The organism is Pedobacter antarcticus, assembly GCF_900103515.1.
In the GTDB taxonomy this organism is placed as follows: Bacteria; Bacteroidota; Bacteroidia; order Sphingobacteriales; family Sphingobacteriaceae; genus Pedobacter; species Pedobacter antarcticus.
In genome coordinates, this window is sequence record NZ_FNGZ01000009.1 from 114,639 (window position 1) to 132,290 (window position 17,652).

Below are 17,652 nucleotides of genomic sequence, written 5' to 3' on the forward strand. Positions count from 1 at the left end.
TATACTTTATTAAGAGTGGCTGTAAACAGTTTCCAGTTCCATAACCTCCATCTCACCATCAGCGGCTAACCCGACTAATTTAACGGTTTTAACTTCGTTTACCATTACAGGATCATACTTAGCTTTTACTTTAACATAATTTCTGGTGAAACCGTGCATGTAACCACTTTTCTGATCATCCTCAAACAACACCTCTCCTGTTTTGCCAACTTGTGCAGCGTAGAAAGCACGTCTCTTTTTCTCAGAAAGGATATGGAGCATTTTATTTCTGTCGGCACGTGTGCTACCAGTAACGCTACCCTGCATTGCGGCGGCTTCTGTCTGCTCTCGCTCAGAGTAAGTAAAGACATGGAGATAAGAAACATCCAATCCATTCAAAAACTCATAAGTTTCCAGAAAATCTTCTTGGGTCTCACCTGGGAATCCAACGATAACATCTACACCAATACAGCAATCTGGCATTTGCTTTTTAATGGCAGCTACCCTTTCTGTATATAAATCCCGACGGTAACGTCGCTTCATTAGCCCGAGGATTTTATCCGATCCCGATTGCAAAGGAATATGGAAATGTGGAACAAACTTTTTTGAATTAGCGACAAAGCTTATAATTTCATTACTGAGCAGATTTGGCTCGATAGAGGAAATCCTAAACCGGTCAATCCCTTCCACTTCTTCCAGCGCCCGGACCAGATCAAAGAATTTATCTTCACGCTGCCCTTCACGGATACCAAAATCTCCGAGATTCACACCCGTTAAAACAATCTCTTTTACACCGCTTTCGGCAATCTGACGCGCACGGTTTAATACATTTTCTATTGTATCACTCCTGCTTCCACCTCTTGCCAGTGGAATAGTGCAGTAAGTACATGGATAATCGCAGCCGTCTTGAACTTTTAAAAAAGTACGTGTACGGTCTCCAATGGAGTAGGCTGCAATAAAATTATGATTTACCTTTTCAATATCCTGCTGATGAATAACTGCTTTTGGATTTTTGGTCAGGTCTGATATATATTCTACAATACGAAACTTTTCTGCCGCCCCCAATACCATATCTACACCCTCTATCTCTGCGATTTCTGTAGGCTTAAGTTGTGCATAGCAACCCACAATAGTCACATAGGCATGAGGTGCATACTTTAACGCCTCTTTAACAACCTTACGGCACTTTTTATCTGCATGCTCCGTAACAGAACATGTATTTATGACATACACATCTGCACCGTCTGTAAAGTCGACTACAGTATAACCTGCATCAGTAAATAGGCGGCCTATAGTTGAAGTCTCCGAAAAGTTTAACTTACAACCTAATGTATAAAATGCTACTTTCTTCATTCGTATTCGTCTGCTGGGGCTTTTCCTGATGGAACAGTACCGAACCCCACGGGTTTTAAAGCTGCAAAGATAACCTTTTACACGGGCTTACAGAATACAATAGCTGGGTGGATTGTCAAATTAGTTTTCCTCATTCCAGCGAAAACTATCCATCTCCAGACCTGCCAGATCTATAACCCTGCTGACGACCGACTGAGCAACTTCTTCAATTGTCTTTGGAATATGGTAAAAACTAGGATTGGCTGGGCAAATAATACCACCAGCCTCGGTTACTGTCTTCATGTTATTAATATGAATCAAGCTAAATGGCGTGTCGCGTACGACGGCAATTAGTTTACGTCGTTCTTTTAAGATCACATCGGCAGCCCTGGAAATCAAATCATTGGAAATTCCATGAGCGATCCTGCCTAATGTTCCCATTGAACATGGTACAATAATCATTGTATCGAATTTGGCCGATCCTGATGCAAATGGTGCATTAAAATCCATTTTATGATAAAAATCGAAAGGATAGTTATCGTAATCTGAGTTGCCTAGTTCGAAGCGCCAGACTTCTTTTGCATTGTCTGACATCACCACACCTACCTTAGCAATCTGGTCAGTTAGTGTTAACAAATTATCAAAAAGGAGTTTGGCATACACAGATCCGCTCGCACCGGTTACAGCAACAATGATTTTTTTCTTTTGCATAGCGTGCTAAAGATACGGAAAGCGGTACAAAAAAAAGGGCTGGAAATAAATTTCCAGCCCTACATCTACCTATGAAAAACATACCCTTAAAAAGGGTAAGTTCAAATGTAATATTCTTTTGTATATAAAAAGAAAGATTGAACAGTTTTTTAGATGTAAAAGCGTAAAAATGTTAAACAAGAATACCAGAAGATAAAATATTGTTTAACTCGCAAACACAACAATACACAGGACACTAAATACGCAGATAAACGATCGGGTAATAAGCTATGGCTGTAATAATTCCTTTTGAACAACTAAATATGCGCAGCAGCTATTGAAACCTACAAAAATTAATATACTGGTACTGAATAAATTAAAACTCATTTCAAATATATTCTCCTAAATATTTGACAAGCTCATTTAAAACCGTACTTTTGTCAACAGAAAAACATGGTGGTTTTAGCTCAGTTGGTTAGAGCATCGGTTTGTGGTACCGAGGGTCGTGGGTTCGAGCCCCATATTCCACCCCAAATTTTCAAAAGCAGTCTTCACAGACTGCTTTTTTTTTGTCTATAATTCCCAATTTATCCTCAGCGCTTAACAAAGCATATCCACGAGCAGTCTGTAATATTCGGATTTATCATTATCACGTTTAGAAATTTAGCTAGGGATTTGTATTAATTAAAATTAGTTTAGCTAAATGAGAATACGCCAACGCCTATTACTGCTTGCTGCAGTTCACTTAATTCTTCTATCAAATGTCGTGTCTGCACAGAACGCCATACATCCGGTAATTCCCGGAGACTTTGCCGATCCTTCAATTATTCGCGCAGATAACAAATATTACGCGATAGGCACTTCCTCGGAGTGGGCACCCCACTTTCCGATATACACCTCTTCAGATTTGATTAACTGGAAACAAACGGGTTACCTTTTTGACAAAGCGCCAGCATGGACAATGGGGTCTTTCTGGGCACCAGAATATGATTATCACGATGGAACTTATTATATCTACTATACAGCCAGAAGAAAGAAAGATCAGATTTCCTGCATTGGAGTAGCCACTTCGAAATATCCAGATAGAGGATTCGTCGACCATGGTGTAATTATAGATCACGGAAAAGAAGCAATAGATGCCTTTGTTTTCCTGGATAAAGGCATAAGGTATATGACTTACAAAGCTTATGGGCTGGATGACAGACCAATTGAGATCTTAGGAGTAAAACTATCAAAAGATGGATTACGTTCCGAAGGTGAACCCTTTTCTATGTTAAAAGATGATCAGCGGAAGGGCTTGGAAGGTCAGAGCATCTTAAAAAAGGACAACTATTATTACCTTTTTTATTCTGCCGGAAATTGCTGCGGTATACAATGCGATTATAATGTCGGGGTTGCCAGATCAAAGTCGTTTGAAGGACCTTATGAAAAATACGCTGGAAATCCACTATTGGCTGAAAATGCATCCTGGAAATGTTCAGGCCATGGCACATTTGCAGAAGGAGCGAATGGAAAATTATACTATCTATATCATGCTTACAACAAACAAACAGCCCTATTTTCCGGTAGGCAAGGAATGCTGGCTGAGCTGATATGGCCTGGACAAAATGAATGGCCTTTGTTAAAAGAACAATCCGGTCCGGAGTTAAATCCAGATATAAAACTGTCCTTTAAAGATTCGTCTCTAGATTTGGGCTGGCAATGGGATTTCCGAAATTCAGGCACTCTTGTTTCACAAAACGCTGAAAACCTCCATTTATCAGGCAAAGTAAATGACGATAATTTAGCCGGTATTGCGTTAACAAGGAGACCGGTTTCCGGCGTATTTGAAGCCCTAACAACTGTAGTAAATTCCAATAACGCATTAAAAGGATTAACCTATTATGGAGATGCAACTGCCGCAGTCGGTGTAGGTGTGACTGGAAATACAGTCCAGTTCTGGTCTGTCCAAAATAAAGCAAATAAAATATTAGCCTCGGCACACCTGCCAACTAATGAACTGGTACAGCTTAAATTGAAAACTACAGCTGACCTTAGAATTACAGCATTTTTCAAACAAGGAAATCAAGAATGGCAAGAACTTAAAGTTACAGAAGAACCTAAAGCCGAATCTTTAACCCAATGGGACAGAAGCCCACGTATCGGGCTTCATTTCAAAGGCAAACCTGCAGAAGAAGCAGTATTCTCTTCATTTGATTTAAAATATATGCCTCAGCAAAATTAAAACTACTGTTCACCAAATACTTAACCATACAACAGCCTCTAAACGGGTTTAAATCAAAGTTTTTTTGTAAAAAAATTTAAAATGATCCGTCAAAATTGTATTTTTGCCTTATTAATAAACGGTGGTTTTAGCTCAGTTGGTTAGAGCATCGGTTTGTGGTACCGAGGGTCGTGGGTTCGAGCCCCATATTCCACCCATTAGCCCTTTAAGATATCTTAAAGGGCTAATTTGTTTTTAGGGAATTTTCAAATCATTGTATACTACCCGCTAAGGCCTATTTTTGGTTCGATGCAGTCAAGTTTTATAGCTACATAAACTTGGGTATCAGGGTTAATTCAATAATCTATATTCATTCGGAGAAACGCCAACGTGCTGCTTAAAGGAACGGCTAAAATGTTGTGGGTATCTGTAGCCCAATTCATAAGCAATTTCGCTGACGGTTTTACTCACATCAAATACCTTTTCCTTTGCAATATCCATTACTTTCATCTGAATATATTCTTGTGCAGATTTTCCCGTTTCCTTTTTGATCAGGTCGCCGAAGTAATTGGGCGATAGATTCAACTGTTCTGCACAATACGCCACTGATGGCAATCCTATTTCTTTTGGTCTTTCAGAACTAAAGTAACCATTGAGCAGCTCTTCAAATTTATGCAGTATGCCCTTATTAACGTTTTCCCTTGTAATGAACTGCCGGTCATAGAACCGCACACAATAGTTCAACAGAAGTTCAATGTTACTTACAATTAGTGTCTTGCTGTGCTTGTCTATATTGCTTTGAAGCTCTCTTCGGATCTTACTATAACAATCGTAAATTAATCTTCTCTCGCTTTCAGAAAGATGGAGGGCTTCGTGCACCTCATATGAAAAGAAATTGTATTCACCAATATTTCTGCCAAGGGAAGTGCCTTTGATCAGATCTTGGTGGAACACCAGCGCAGTCCCTTTGGGCTGATAAAGCTCACCGTTGTTCTCTACGCCTATGATCTGACCAGGTCCTACAAACACTAAGGTTCCCTCTTCATAATCATAATAGTTGCAACCATAGTGGAGGTCTCCGCATTTGACCTCCTTAAGAAAGACTGCATAGAACCCATAATTTGATTTACGGTTCTGCCTTTCATCGGCCTTGGAGAGGTCAACAATATTCACTAATGGATGAAGCGTTTCATTATTGTTCATTGCGCTGAACTGTCCAACACTATCGATCCTGATCACTTTTTCCATATCATTTCTAATTTCTTCACCAAATATACACCCTCAATCGGTGTCTGCGACCTAATGCAATGCGAATCAGTAATTATGGTATAACATGCAGTAATCCATATAACAATTAAGGTTAGAAAGTTGGTGAAATTTGTATCATCGAAGCGAAAAGAAAAAGGATCATCTTAAAATCTGTAGCAACAATATTTTAAATATAGTAGAATTATGAAAACAAGAAAATTGGGAAACGACAGTCTTGAAGTATCCTCACTTGGACTTGGTTGTATGGGACTAAGTTACGGATACGGCCCGGCAACCGACGAAAAGCAGGCGATTGACCTGATCAGGTCCGCCTATGAAATGGGTATCACTTTCTTTGATACGGCAGAAGCGTATGGACAGGGAGCGAACGAAACACTTTTGGGAAAAGCGGTCAAACCTTTCCGTGAAAAAGTCGTGATCGCTACCAAATTTGGATTTGTGGATGGCGATTCATCAAAAGGACAGGATAGCCGTCCGGAAAGGATTAGACAGGTGGCTGAAAATTCGCTGCGCTATCTGCAGACCGATTACATTGATCTTTTTTATCAGCATCGTGTGGATGTTAACGTTCCCATTGAAGAGGTGGCCGGAACAATACAGGAGCTTATCAAGGAAGGAAAGATCAGGCATTGGGGACTTTCAGAGGCTGGCGTTGATACGATCCGCAAAGCACATGCTGTTGAACCTGTTACAGCCTTGCAGAGTGAATATTCTTTGTTCTTCCGCGATACCGAGAAGGAAATTATCCCTGCACTCGAAGAACTGGGTATAGGTTTCGTTACGTTCAGTCCGCTTGGAAAGGGATTCCTTACAGGAGCGATCAATGAACAAACTAAATTTGACGCCAGCGATTTCCGTAATATAGTGCCCCGTTTTTCAGAAGAAAACAGAAAGGCCAATCAAGCCCTGGTCGATCTTTTGAAAATTATTGCAGATGAGAAACAAGCTTCTCCCGCACAGCTTGCCCTTGCATGGCTCTTGGCCAAAAAACCCTTTATTGCCCCTATCCCAGGTACCACAAAACTGCATCGTTTGCAGGAAAACGTTGGTGGTGCGGAAATCAACCTTTCGGCGGATGATCTTAATAAGATTGAAGAAGCAATATCGCATATTGAGATTGTAGGTGCCAGGTATCCACAACATCTGATGAGCAGGGTTGGAAAATAGATTAAAACCATAGATTATGAATCTGTTCTATCTAAAATACGGCTTTAGTTTTCGCAATATTGATCTTCCTTATCGTTTATCTTTCCCGAACAAACAATACAAAGGCAGTTGCCGAGGTAGCCAGTAATAAAGGTTGGGAATCCAGTATTAAATTAGAATTATGAAATCAAGAATATTATTTACAGTGTTGATTTTTCTATCAACTTTAACATTTGCCCAAAAAATGGGAAAGAAAAATTTAGAACAAAGAGTTGCGGCCATCGAGGACAAAATGGCGATCAAGTATGTGGTAGATGAGTTCTCGAACCTGGCCGATACAAAAGAAATAGAAAAGCAGGTAATGCTCTTTACCGAAGATGGCGAGGTTGTATCAATCTCTGGTGGAAAGCCCTCAACGCCGTTAAAGGGCAGAAAACAATTGCAACAGGCTTTTTCTGCATTCCTCTCCAATTTTCATACTGTCTACCATCAGAATGCACAACAGACTATCGATCTACATGGAGACAAAGCCGAAGCAACAAGTTATTGCCGCGTGATATTGGTGGGCAATCAAAACGGGAAGGAATCGAAAACAACGCTATATACCATTTATAAAGATTCGTTTGTGAAGGAGAATGGAAAATGGTGGATTAAGCATCGTACATCCAATTTTGTACATAGGGAACAAGTTGACCTGTAAAGGCAAAAGAAACTGATAACTTGTCTTTTTGTTCATTTTTAGGCCGGCATCTCCTCTACAAGATTAAATATATATCTTTAATACCATGCATCCCCCGGACAGAAAAGAAGAAGAAGACAAGATCGAGGCTCTCCTCAGACAAAGACATTTGTCGGGAGTAGTATTACTTTTTGACACTTATGGTGCAGCTATTTACGGTGTTATTATTCGTCTAGTTGACGACAAAATAATAGCTGAAAAGCTATTGTCAGATACCCTGATCAGCATTTATATTCGTATAGGAGACTATAAACCTGAATTCTCTACATTTTTCACCTGGGTCATAAAGGTAGCCAGATCTACAGCGAAAGATTATATCTTTGCCGACGGTAAGTCTAATAAAGACCATTGCCATGAAAGTGTTTTCGACCTTGTAATTAACCAAGGCGTTTCTATTGAAGCCATTGCTAAGTTATTCTCGATGACAAATACAGCGTGCAAAATAGAGTTAAGGAAAGAAATTAAGATAAAAACTAAACAACTGTGAACCTGCAAACCTATATCGAAAGTGGTATTCTAGAGCTGTATGTGCTTAACATGCTGGATGAGACCACTAATGCAGAGGTACAGGAAATGATCTTGAGATTCCCTGAATTGGCCGAAGAAACAGCATCTATCGAGAAAGCTCTCGAGAATTATGCCCTGCAAAATGCAATAGAACCTTCAGCAGATCTTAAGAGAAAGATTGAACAAAAGCTGTTTGGGTCAGATGAAATTTTAAGTAAGAATGAAATCATCCCGATCAGTGAACTGTCCGATTATCATAAATGGTATGATCTGGTTACCGCACATTTCCCACACGCTTTACAAGCAGAGAATTTTGCCGAATTAATTGCTGAAAACGATGAATTGAAGCAACTGCTCGTTGTTTCCTCATTTGATATAGAAGAGGAAAGTCATGCCGATGAATACGAGAGTTTTCTGATTTTAAAAGGGCGTTGCAGATGTACGGTAGATAATCATGTGTTTTATCTTGAGCCAGGCGGATACACTCAAATACCGCTGAAAACAAATCATCGCGTTGAGATTATTAATGGCCCGGTTATGGCTATTGTACAGTACAGATCTGCATTATCCTAATAAAAACATAATAATCCCATTCCGTATAAACAACTGTGCAAACAATTAAACGATTTATATCTTTATACTGCACGATATTATCTCCGTTTTTATGATCGAAAATACCTTTGGGATGAATATCATTCCTGAGAATGATATAGAAAGATTAGCTGCATTGCAAAGGTACAGAATCATGGATACGCCCTCAGAAGCATCCTTTGACAATCTGGCAAAATTGTGTGCTAAAATATTTAACGTCCCGATTTCTTTAATTTCCCTTGTAGATGCCGAACGTGTATTTTTTAAAGCAAATATCGGCATGGGTACCGCTAAGGAAGCAAACCGGGGTAAGAGCCTTTGTGCACTGGCTGTGTTGAACACCGACATAACTGTTTTCCAGGATGCATTGAAGGAACCATGCCTGATTGCTAATCCAAACGTCGCAGGAAATTTCGGTTTACGTTTTTATGCCGGTGCACCTTTGATCACACATGATGGATTTTTGATTGGGACACTTTGCATCATAGATAAACAGCCCAGGTCATTTTCCAAACAGGAAGAAGAAATACTCTCTGGTCTTGCTACTGCCGTAATGGATCAGATCGAACTGCGCATCTCTGCACTTGACGAAATTCAGAATCATAGGGAAACAAATCTGCTGCTTTCTGAACAACAGGAAGAATTACAGGTTATGAATGAAGAACTAACCTCCTCAAATGAAGAACTCCGGTTATCACAAGAAGAGTTAATAGTACTCAACAAGAACCTCGCTGAGAGTGAATCCAGATTCAGAAACCTGATTAAAGAATCCCCTACTGCTATCGCCATTCTGAAAGGCCGGGAATTGATTATAGATTGTGCGAACGACACTATCCTTAAGATGTGGGACAAAGATACTGCTGTTCTTGGAAAACCATTACACCTAGCGCTCCCCTCAATTCAGGAGCAGACGATTTATAATTTTCTGGACCAGGTATATCTGAGCGGCGAACCACATTACGGAAATGAAGCCAGACTTTCCCTTCCTCATGGAGAAACGCTTAAAGAAGTATACGTAAACTTCACCTATCAGCCGATAAAGGGCGTTGCAGGGGGCAGAGACCTAATGATTGTAGCCAATGAAGTGACAGAGCAGGTTATTGCAAGAAAAGCTGCTGAAGATCTCAGTGAACGCCTTAAAATTGCACTCGATGCCAGTAAATTAGGCTCAACCGAGGTTGATCTGGCAACCGGGATTATGCAGAGCACCGATCAGTTTAAGGCAAATTACGGTTACACGAAGGAGGAAACTTTTAATTACCCTGACCTTTTTAATACAATGATACCGGAATACCGCGATGGGGTAAAAAAACTAGTTCAGGAAGCAATCGATAATAATTCCGTTTACAGTGCCGAATATCCAGTCAAATGGCGGGACGGGTCTATTCACTGGATCAGCGCACGTGGACGCGCCCGTTATGATATAAATGGAAAAGCGAACCGTATGGTCGGAATGACAGCAGATATCACCGAAAGTAAATTATTTGAACAACGTAAAGATGATTTCCTGAGTATAGCCAGTCACGAACTAAAAACACCTGTAACCAGTTTAAAAGGAGCACTGCAATTACTTGACAGAATTAAGGAAAAACCTTTTACCCCAATGCATATCAAACTCATTGAGCAGGCCAACAGAAGTATGGATAAAATGAGTGTTCTAGTAGACGACCTACTGAATATGAACCGCTTGACAGAAGGGAACCTTAAACTGCAGAAAAGCACATTTACTATCTCCGAGATGTTAAACCTTTGCTGTAACCATGTGCGTATGGAAGGAAAGTTTGAACTGATCGTCGAAGGAGACAAGGATCTGCAGGTTTACGCCGATGAACACCGGATAGACCAGGTGGTGGTGAATTTTGTAAATAATGCGGTGAAGTATGCCGCAGATGCCGAAAAAATCTATCTGAAAATAGATAAAATAGATCAATATGCAAGGATTTCAGTGAAAGATCAAGGGCCCGGCATCCCAGCTCATGTCTTACCCCATCTATTTGACCGCTATTACCGGGTAAACCACGACAGCCAGAATTACACTGGACTAGGGTTGGGATTATATATCTGTTCAGAGATTATTAAAAGACATGATGGAGAAATAGGTGTTGAAAGTGAAATGGGAGATGGCAGCACTTTCTGGTTTACTTTACCTTTATTCCCCAACACTTAACAATTCGATAGACCCGGCATCAATCTGATCGCGGTATTTATTTCCCCATTCTGACATGGCATCCAGCATAGGCTTCATAGTTCTTCCAAGATCAGTCAGTTGGTATTCGACTCTTGGTGGAACTTCCGGGTAGACAATTCTTTGAACAATCCTGTCCTTTTCCATCTCTCTGAGCTGTGCAACAAGCATCCGTTCCGAAATGCCGTCTATAGCCTTTTTAAGCTCACCATAACGCATAGTCCCGTAAGCAAGCCGGCAAAGAATAGCTGGCTTCCAGCGCCCCCCTATCACTGACATAGACAGGGCCATACCACAGCCGTCATTGATCATTTTTTCATTCAAAGCATTCGTTGAAGTCTCTTTTCTCATTTCTTACTATTTTGTTAGTACCTAACAATCAAACGTATACATACAAAGATAATAGTATATACGGTACTTTTGTTGAAATTTTAATTCAGTGTTATGAAAAACTTGACAGATAAGATCGCATTTGTTACCGGCGGCAGCCGTGGTATTGGTGCAGCAATCGCTAAAAGATTAGCAGATGAAGGAGCGACAGTTGTTTTAACTTATTCCAGTTCACCGGAAAAAGCAGATGAAATTGTCCGGGAGATCATTCAGGGCGGAGGAATTGCGACTGCAGTTAAAGCAAACGGATTAAACGCAGATGAAGTTACCGGAGCAGTAGAAGCAACCATAAGTAAATATGGAAGAGTAGATATTCTGGTTAACAATGCAGGAATCTATGTAGGCAAAGCATTTGAAGAACATACGCTGGCAGATTATAATGAGATTATGACGGTTAATGTTCAAGCTGTATTTGCAGCTTCTTTAGCCGCAGTAAAGGCAATGCCGGCAGGAGGAAGAATCATTAATATTGGCAGTAATATGGCAGAACACGCGCTGGGTCCGCAGACCACATTATATACCATGAGCAAATCTGCATTACAAGGGTTTACACGTGGCCTTGCCCGTGATTTGGGAAAACAAAATATTACTGTGAACCTGGTTCAGCCAGGTCCGATAAACACTGACATGAATCCTGCTGATGCGCCATTAGCAGATTTTCTGCGAAGCCATATGGCCTTGCCCGATTATGGTGTCCCTGCAGATATTGCCAGTATGGTTAACTATCTGGCCTCAGCAGAAGCAAAGTACATTACGGGCTCGTTCCTGACTGTAGATGGCGGATTAAATGCCTAAACCTTTTTTTTAATTAATTTCAGAGGCCCGAAGAAATGATTCAGCGGGCCTCTGCCCTTTCCGGTATGTACATCCTTACCATGTAGAATGGCCTGATGGACATAAGCAATACCAGATTCGACGGCAAAATTTAAACCTTCGCCTCTGGCTATAAAAGCGGCGATTGCGGCAGATAATGTACAACCGGTACCATGTGTATTATCCGTATCTATTCTTTCGGTATGAAACAATTGTCTGCTTTGATCTGCATTAAATAAAACAGAGGTTAGCTGTCCCGATGGTAAATGGCCACCTTTTAACAGAACTGACGGACAACCCATATCCGTGATCCTTCTACCTGCTATTTCCATTTCCGAAATAGAATTCACCTTTGTATTGGTTAATACCGCAGCCTCATCAAGATTAGGGGTAACCAGAGCTATCAGCGGGAAAAGTTCTCTGATCATCGCTGAAATCGTTTCCTTCTGCATTAAGTGATCACCACTGCTGGCAACCATTACCGGATCATAAATTATTGGAATATCCGCATAAGCACGCAACACATTACAAATAACCATCAGTACTGCCTCATCAGGGATCATTCCTATTTTAATTGCATCTGGTCTTATATCTTCTAAAACAGTCTCCAGCTGCTGCTTTACAACCGCAGCGGGGATCAGATGCACAGCCTTTACGCCTGTTGTATTCTGCACAGGTAAGGCCGTCAGAACAGAAGTAGCGTAACAGCCTAACGCGGAAATCGTATTGATATCTGCCTGGATCCCGGCTCCCCCACTGCCGTCGAAACCCGCAACAGTTAATACTACCGGGTATTTGTAGGTATGCATCATATTATGAATTATTTCAATTATTCAATTTGTTAGTGGTTTTCCCCAGCATTTTTGCCAGATGACCAATAGTTTTTAACGCCCGCTCGAGTTGTGGATTCCAGGGTAGGCCAAAATTAAGACGCATACAATTACTAAATTGCTTTTCCCGGGTAAATAACTGTCCCGGCGCAATACTAATTCCCAACCTGATAGCCTGCTTAAAAAGTTGCAGTGTATTTATTTCAGAATCAAATTCTACCCAGAGGAACAAACCTCCCTGAGGCTGACTTAAACGGGTACCTTCAGGGAAATACCTGCCAATTACATCCGAGTACTGCAGGTAATTGGCATAAAGGGTCTGCCTTAATTGTTTAAGATGCTTTTGATAATGGCTTGTCTCCATAAATCCGGCAATTGCTTCTTCAGTTAAACTTGCAGAACAAACCATGAAACTTAATTTCAATTGTAGTACTTTTTCCCTGAATTTCCCTGGCGCAATCCAACCAACCCGGTAACCAGGTGCAATGGTCTTGGTAAATGAACTGCAAAGTAACACTAACCCACTGCTATCATAACTTTTACAGGTATCAGGTCTTTGTTTTCCGAAATAAATATCTCCATAAATATCATCTTCGATCAATGGAATTTGAAATCGTTCAATTAGTTTGACCAGATGCTCCTTATTAGCTGGCGGCATCAGACCGCCCATCGGATTACTAAAATTACTAACCACAATAATCGCCTGAAGCTGCCGTTTTTGCAAAATGCATTCCAGCATCTCCAGGTCCGGTCCGGTAAGTGCATGACAAGGTAATTCTACAAGTTTTATTCCTAAACTCCTGGCCAGGCCCGAAAGACCAAAATAATATGGACTCTCCACACCTACCCTGTCACCGGGGCTGGTCGTAGCCATTAAGGCTAGAGCGAGTGCATTGTTACAACCAGAAGTAGTAATTAAATCATCAGGTTTTAAGCTACCTAAATGTGGGGCATGCCTAATAACCTGCCTCCGGAGCTTCTCGTTCCCTTGAGTTTCGGTATAAGCGGTTCCTCCGCTTTCAAGATTCCGCGCAGCCTTAACCAATTCTTTATTCAATCTGGCAACCGGTAACAGTTTGGAAGAAGGTGCGCCATAAGAGAATTTAATGTGTCCGGGACCGGCCGTACTGAAGATTTCCTCAGCCAGTTTATCGAGGTTCTGAGCTGATTCTTTACCCGCAGGGTGGCTCGAAAAAGGTAAAGCGGCAATCCGTCCGGAAAGACGGCTGACAAAATAGCCGGAACGGTCACGCGATTCGGCATATCCGCCCGCCTGCAGTAGATCATATACACTTAAGGCGGTACTCTGGCTAATATCATGATCCGTGCAAAGCCTTCGCAGAGAGGGTAATTTATCTCCCGGCAGTAATACTTTACCTTTAATCTGATCTTCGAGAATCATGGCAATATTCTCATATTTATGCTTATTCATCTTTTATACCTCAATCTGCTATGCTCAAATATAACAAAACTGCATCTGCATATACTGATTGATAACGCTCATTTTTGAAATAAAAAGACCCATGGAAATTATAAACAGTACAGCAGCCGATCTGGAAGAAATCTTCAGACTTTATGATTCAGGAACTGAATACCAGAAAAAGGTGGCCGAAAAACATTGGATCGGGTTTGATAGCAAAATGGTGCTCCAGGAAATAGAGGCAGAACAACAGTGGAAATTGATGGACGGAACCCGAATTGCAGGCATTTTCTGCACGACCTTCGACGACCCCGAAATATGGCAGAAAAAAAATGAAGATCCCGCAATATATCTGCACCGGATAGTCACCCATCCCGACTACAGAGGCAAAAACCTGATTCGGCAAATCATTTCCTGGGCAAAAGATCATGCTGTTAAGCATCACAAAAAATACATCCGTATGGATACCGGAAGCGGAAATGACAAACTCAATAATTACTATATCAGTCAGGGCTTTGATTATCTTGGTATCACAACTATTCCACTCACTGCAAACCTGCCGGCACACTATAAAGGTGCTTCTTCGAGCCTGTTTGAAATAGCTTTGGGTTAAGCTTTCGCCAGATTTTCCTTTTCCCTGATCAAATAAACGGAGTCCAGAGGCAAACCATCCATTTGGGCATCTTGTTCGAGCCTGACGAATCCTGATTCTTCAAAAAATGGAAGCAGCGGATTACTTTCATATTCATTAATCCAGATAAAACTATAAGATCGGCAAACTGCCAGGCATTTATCCATTAATGATGCCCGGACTTCCGGCGTAGAATAATCTTCCAGTAAGCCAAAATCAGCGATACAGATCCTGGTCTGGCTATCTGGGAGTTCAGGACTTTTTCCTTTGGAGGTAATTCTTGCGTATCCGGCAGGCTGGTCATCAGCGTAAACGACAAGCCATTGATTTGACATACTATTCACTTCAGTAATTAAAGTCTTCTCCGTATAATTTTCTTCAATATAACTTTCCAGTAAATCTGCCTGGATTAAGCCTGAGAACTTGGCTAATGCAATATTTTTAGTCAGCAGCATCAGGGTATCGATTTCATCCCCGGTGACCACTGTAAATTTTGTTTTTATGTGTTGATACATCTTTTTCTATTTAGCTGCAATTTACGCGCTCTGTTGCTGCTTAAACAGTACAGATTCTTAAAGAATTGCCAGTACAGTATCTTTTACGCCAGACGAACGGAAGAAATTCCGGCACGGGCAATAGCGTCTTTTCTTTCCTGCGTGTACCGGTCGGAAAATACAATTCTGAAATACTGCTGATACTGCCCGCTAAAAGAAAAAGTGTAGCCCGGTGTAAATTTCACGCCAATTGTTGCGCAAGCCAGATAAAATTTGTCTACCGGAACGGAGTCCGGTAACCTGACCCAACCATGATAACCTCCGGCGGGCCTGGTCATATGTGTACCTTCAGGAAAAAAATCAGATAGTAGTGTCATGGTCTGATGCGCATTTTTAGCCAGATAATTCCGAAATTTCCGAATATGACGATCAAAGCTGGAAGTACTGATCAGTTTATACACGGTCTCCTGATAAATAGGTGAAACCGTACTACCCAGCGCAAATCTAATCTGCTCAGCCCGCCCCAGGAACTTCCCGGCTGAAAGCCAGCCCAGTCTTATTCCGGGAGCCAGCGTTTTTGAAAAAGAACTGTAAGTCATTACTATACCTGACTGATCAAAACTTTTAATCGTCGTGGGTCTCGGCCCCGAATAGTTCAGATCTCCGTAAACATCATTTTCAATCACCGCAAAGCCATTTTCCAATGCTATGCTCAGCATCGTTTTTTTCTGCACATCGGTTAGCTGCGTGCCCGTTGGATTATGAAAATTCGGAGTAACCATTACTGCCTTTATATCGTTTACCAAACAGGCCTTTCGAAGAAAATCGAGATCAAACCCATAAATAGGGTCTACCGGTATTTCGATGACTTTTAGCCGGAGTACACGGATCACCTCGAGTGCCGAAAACACACAAGGACTTTCCACTGCAATCACATCACCAGGGCTGCATACAGCAGATAAAGCAATATATAAAGCTTGTAAGGCTCCGTCAGTAATTAATAATTCTTCTGGATTTAAGATCGTCTGATTTGCCGCTGCCCGTTCTGCCAGGCTTTGCCTTAGCAAAGAACTACCCGCAGCCGGATAATACTTCAGCAGACCTAATCCCGATTCTCTGATGACCTGCTGCATAGTTCGCAGAATCAGTTTTTGTGGTATCAACAAATCGCCGGGAGCTGCGACGTTAAACTCGTTAACCCTGGATCCGGTGTATGAAGAAGTCGTAAGAGATAACCGATCTTCAAAAACTGCATCCCGGACTACCGGCCTCTCTTTCTTTATTCCTTTATAAACCTTTACCTGACTGTCCAGCACGTAATATCCCGATCGCGGTATACTTTCAATCAGGCCCCTCGCAACCAGATCATCATATCCCTGCTGAACCGTACTTGTGCTTAATTTGTAAATCTCTTTAATTTGGCGCACTGCCGGCAATTTAAATCCCGGCTTGTAAAGCCCTACCCGAATGTTTTCCTGTATAACTGAGGTAAATATCTCAAATTTATAAGCCTTCATAACGCACTGTACTATTTGTTTTTTCAAATTTACTCTTCTGTACCGGAAATGACGTATCTGCGAAATACGGAAATCTCATTTAATCGAATGCTGCCAATATTTCCATGTCCGTTCCTGATATGAGTTTACATAAGAAAGTTTTTCAAAACAGAAAAATGAGTATAAAAAACGAACGTCCAAGTAAGGGCAAAGGCGGGAGGGTTTCTCCCCATTCAGAAAGTTTTAGAGTTCAGTTAGCTTTGGAATACATTCAAGGTTCCTACAGCTACCCCCAGGTAGCAAGAAAATATGGTTTGCCTGAACATACTATCATATCCTTCGTATCTTGGTACCGAAAGACCCAAACCCAGCTTATGCCAGAAGAACCGCTTATCCCAAATGAGCCTTTGAGCTCCGAGGATCGAAAAGGGTTAGAAAAACGACTTGTATTGGCCGAGATGAAGATTGCAGCTCTTGAAAAGGTAATTGCAATCGCTAACCAGGAGTACAATACAGATCTTAAAAAAAAAGCTGCTACCAAGTGATCTATGAGTTAAAAGGAACACGCAAAGATTATAGTATCGATAATCTTTGCGCTGTCTTTGGCTATACCAGGCAGGCCTGGTATAGCCATTTAAGAAGCGTACGGCTGTGTTTTTTAGAACAAGAAATTGTATTGGAAAAAAATATACGAGATCAGAAAAGAGCTCCCTAAAACCGGATGTATCAAACTCTACAAAGAACTTAACAATGGCTTCTTGCAGGGACACGGCATATCAATGGGCAGAGATGCTGTATTTAACCTTGTACGTTCTCAGGGGATGTTGATCAAAACCAAAAAGAAATGGGTATATACCACCAATTCCTTTCACAGGTTCAAAGTGCATGCAGATCTAGTTCAGCGAAGAGCTGCTCTGTGCGCAGAGGAAATATGGGT

17 protein-coding genes, 2 tRNA genes and 1 pseudogene are annotated in these 17,652 nt (G+C 41.2%); 12 read left to right on the forward strand and 8 right to left on the reverse strand.

Features of this window, described 5'->3' with window-relative positions; all coding sequences use genetic code 11:
- Positions 1-9: 9 nt before the first annotated feature.
- Both mtaB and BLR53_RS16175 read right to left on the reverse strand, forming a co-directional pair.
- Complete coding sequence (gene mtaB / locus BLR53_RS16170; RefSeq protein WP_037443477.1) at positions 10-1,332, reverse strand: tRNA (N(6)-L-threonylcarbamoyladenosine(37)-C(2))-methylthiotransferase MtaB; 1,323 nt, start codon at positions 1,330-1,332, stop codon at positions 10-12.
- Positions 1,333-1,452: 120 nt separating this feature from the next.
- Positions 1,453-2,022, reverse strand: coding sequence for a UbiX family flavin prenyltransferase (locus tag BLR53_RS16175; RefSeq protein WP_037443475.1), 570 nt, complete (start codon positions 2,020-2,022; stop codon positions 1,453-1,455).
- Between the two features lie 435 nt (positions 2,023-2,457).
- Here BLR53_RS16175 and BLR53_RS16180 point away from each other — a divergent pair.
- The 3 genes from BLR53_RS16180 to BLR53_RS16190 all read left to right on the forward strand — a co-directional run bounded on the left by BLR53_RS16180 (position 2,458) and on the right by BLR53_RS16190 (position 4,421).
- A tRNA-His gene (locus tag BLR53_RS16180) sits at positions 2,458-2,534 on the forward strand.
- Between the two features lie 170 nt (positions 2,535-2,704).
- A complete protein-coding gene (locus BLR53_RS16185) occupies positions 2,705-4,225 on the forward strand; it encodes a glycoside hydrolase family 43 protein (protein WP_074591199.1) in 1,521 nt (506 codons plus the stop codon).
- A gap of 120 nt (positions 4,226-4,345) precedes the next feature.
- Positions 4,346-4,421: transfer RNA gene (locus tag BLR53_RS16190), tRNA-His, on the forward strand.
- 134 nt (positions 4,422-4,555) lie between these two features.
- Here BLR53_RS16190 and BLR53_RS16195 read toward each other — a convergent pair.
- Positions 4,556-5,452: a helix-turn-helix domain-containing protein gene (locus BLR53_RS16195; protein WP_074591201.1), complete on the reverse strand. Its 897-nt coding sequence runs from the start codon at positions 5,450-5,452 to the stop codon at positions 4,556-4,558.
- 204 nt (positions 5,453-5,656) lie between these two features.
- Between BLR53_RS16195 and BLR53_RS16200 the strand changes: the two genes are divergently transcribed.
- The 5 genes from BLR53_RS16200 to BLR53_RS16220 all read left to right on the forward strand — a co-directional run bounded on the left by BLR53_RS16200 (position 5,657) and on the right by BLR53_RS16220 (position 10,623).
- Positions 5,657-6,640 (forward strand): aldo/keto reductase, encoded by a 984-nt coding sequence (locus BLR53_RS16200; RefSeq protein WP_074591203.1) that lies wholly within the window; start codon positions 5,657-5,659, stop codon positions 6,638-6,640.
- 160 nt (positions 6,641-6,800) lie between these two features.
- A complete protein-coding gene (locus BLR53_RS16205) occupies positions 6,801-7,319 on the forward strand; it encodes a nuclear transport factor 2 family protein (protein ID WP_074591205.1) in 519 nt (172 codons plus the stop codon).
- An 85-nt stretch (positions 7,320-7,404) separates the two neighbouring features.
- On the forward strand, positions 7,405-7,845 hold the full coding sequence (locus BLR53_RS16210) for an RNA polymerase sigma factor (protein WP_051760156.1): 441 nt from the start codon (positions 7,405-7,407) through the stop codon (positions 7,843-7,845).
- Positions 7,842-8,438, forward strand: a complete 597-nt coding sequence (locus BLR53_RS16215) for a cupin domain-containing protein (protein WP_074591208.1) — start codon at positions 7,842-7,844, stop codon at positions 8,436-8,438. The genes BLR53_RS16210 and BLR53_RS16215 overlap by 4 nt, the downstream gene beginning before the upstream one ends.
- A gap of 91 nt (positions 8,439-8,529) precedes the next feature.
- Complete coding sequence (locus BLR53_RS16220) at positions 8,530-10,623, forward strand: ATP-binding protein (protein WP_074591210.1); 2,094 nt, start codon at positions 8,530-8,532, stop codon at positions 10,621-10,623.
- Here the strand turns inward: BLR53_RS16220 and BLR53_RS16225 are convergent.
- A complete protein-coding gene (locus BLR53_RS16225) occupies positions 10,606-10,992 on the reverse strand; it encodes a winged helix-turn-helix transcriptional regulator (protein ID WP_037443467.1) in 387 nt (128 codons plus the stop codon). The genes BLR53_RS16220 and BLR53_RS16225 overlap by 18 nt on opposite strands.
- Positions 10,993-11,085: 93 nt before the next feature.
- Here BLR53_RS16225 and BLR53_RS16230 point away from each other — a divergent pair, with 93 nt between their 5' ends.
- Entirely contained in the window at positions 11,086-11,826 is a 741-nt protein-coding gene (locus tag BLR53_RS16230; protein ID WP_074591212.1) for an SDR family NAD(P)-dependent oxidoreductase, read from the forward strand.
- Here BLR53_RS16230 and thiD read toward each other — a convergent pair.
- Positions 11,823-12,656 (reverse strand): bifunctional hydroxymethylpyrimidine kinase/phosphomethylpyrimidine kinase, encoded by an 834-nt coding sequence (thiD, locus tag BLR53_RS16235; protein WP_074591214.1) that lies wholly within the window; start codon positions 12,654-12,656, stop codon positions 11,823-11,825. The two genes, BLR53_RS16230 and thiD, sit on opposite strands and share 4 nt — an antisense overlap.
- Positions 12,657-12,669: 13 nt before the next feature.
- Positions 12,670-14,106 carry an aminotransferase-like domain-containing protein gene (locus tag BLR53_RS16240; RefSeq protein WP_074591216.1) on the reverse strand — a complete coding sequence of 479 codons (1,437 nt, stop codon included), beginning with the start codon at positions 14,104-14,106 and terminating at the stop codon, positions 12,670-12,672.
- 91 nt (positions 14,107-14,197) lie between these two features.
- Here BLR53_RS16240 and BLR53_RS16245 point away from each other — a divergent pair, with 91 nt between their 5' ends.
- Positions 14,198-14,707: a GNAT family N-acetyltransferase gene (locus tag BLR53_RS16245; RefSeq protein ID WP_074591218.1), complete on the forward strand. Its 510-nt coding sequence runs from the start codon at positions 14,198-14,200 to the stop codon at positions 14,705-14,707.
- Here the strand turns inward: BLR53_RS16245 and BLR53_RS16250 are convergent.
- Both BLR53_RS16250 and BLR53_RS16255 read right to left on the reverse strand, forming a co-directional pair.
- Positions 14,704-15,240 carry a GNAT family N-acetyltransferase gene (locus BLR53_RS16250; RefSeq protein ID WP_074591220.1) on the reverse strand — a complete coding sequence of 179 codons (537 nt, stop codon included), beginning with the start codon at positions 15,238-15,240 and terminating at the stop codon, positions 14,704-14,706. The genes BLR53_RS16245 and BLR53_RS16250 overlap by 4 nt on opposite strands.
- An 83-nt stretch (positions 15,241-15,323) precedes the next feature.
- On the reverse strand, positions 15,324-16,736 hold the full coding sequence (locus tag BLR53_RS16255) for an aminotransferase-like domain-containing protein (RefSeq protein WP_074591222.1): 1,413 nt from the start codon (positions 16,734-16,736) through the stop codon (positions 15,324-15,326).
- A gap of 119 nt (positions 16,737-16,855) precedes the next feature.
- Between BLR53_RS16255 and BLR53_RS16260 the strand changes: the two genes are divergently transcribed.
- Positions 16,856-17,260: a hypothetical protein gene (locus BLR53_RS16260; RefSeq protein ID WP_037441788.1), complete on the forward strand. Its 405-nt coding sequence runs from the start codon at positions 16,856-16,858 to the stop codon at positions 17,258-17,260.
- A 126-nt stretch (positions 17,261-17,386) separates the two neighbouring features.
- Positions 17,387-17,652: pseudogene (locus tag BLR53_RS20100) on the forward strand (hypothetical protein); the annotation flags it as partial.

Coding starts and splice junctions, on each gene's coding strand:
- mtaB (WP_037443477.1), bottom strand. CDS start 1,332: ATGAAGAAAGTAGCATTTTATACATTAGGTTGTAAGTTAAACTTTTCG.
- BLR53_RS16175 (WP_037443475.1), bottom strand. CDS start 2,022: ATGCAAAAGAAAAAAATCATTGTTGCTGTAACCGGTGCGAGCGGATCT.
- BLR53_RS16185 (WP_074591199.1), top strand. CDS start 2,705: ATGAGAATACGCCAACGCCTATTACTGCTTGCTGCAGTTCACTTAATT.
- BLR53_RS16195 (WP_074591201.1), bottom strand. CDS start 5,452: ATGGAAAAAGTGATCAGGATCGATAGTGTTGGACAGTTCAGCGCAATG.
- BLR53_RS16200 (WP_074591203.1), top strand. CDS start 5,657: ATGAAAACAAGAAAATTGGGAAACGACAGTCTTGAAGTATCCTCACTT.
- BLR53_RS16205 (WP_074591205.1), top strand. CDS start 6,801: ATGAAATCAAGAATATTATTTACAGTGTTGATTTTTCTATCAACTTTA.
- BLR53_RS16210 (WP_051760156.1), top strand. CDS start 7,405: ATGCATCCCCCGGACAGAAAAGAAGAAGAAGACAAGATCGAGGCTCTC.
- BLR53_RS16220 (WP_074591210.1), top strand. CDS start 8,530: ATGATCGAAAATACCTTTGGGATGAATATCATTCCTGAGAATGATATA.
- BLR53_RS16225 (WP_037443467.1), bottom strand. CDS start 10,992: ATGAGAAAAGAGACTTCAACGAATGCTTTGAATGAAAAAATGATCAAT.
- BLR53_RS16230 (WP_074591212.1), top strand. CDS start 11,086: ATGAAAAACTTGACAGATAAGATCGCATTTGTTACCGGCGGCAGCCGT.
- thiD (WP_074591214.1), bottom strand. CDS start 12,656: ATGATGCATACCTACAAATACCCGGTAGTATTAACTGTTGCGGGTTTC.
- BLR53_RS16240 (WP_074591216.1), bottom strand. CDS start 14,106: ATGAATAAGCATAAATATGAGAATATTGCCATGATTCTCGAAGATCAG.
- BLR53_RS16245 (WP_074591218.1), top strand. CDS start 14,198: ATGGAAATTATAAACAGTACAGCAGCCGATCTGGAAGAAATCTTCAGA.
- BLR53_RS16250 (WP_074591220.1), bottom strand. CDS start 15,240: ATGTATCAACACATAAAAACAAAATTTACAGTGGTCACCGGGGATGAA.
- BLR53_RS16255 (WP_074591222.1), bottom strand. CDS start 16,736: ATGAAGGCTTATAAATTTGAGATATTTACCTCAGTTATACAGGAAAAC.
- BLR53_RS16260 (WP_037441788.1), top strand. CDS start 16,856: ATGAGTTTACATAAGAAAGTTTTTCAAAACAGAAAAATGAGTATAAAA.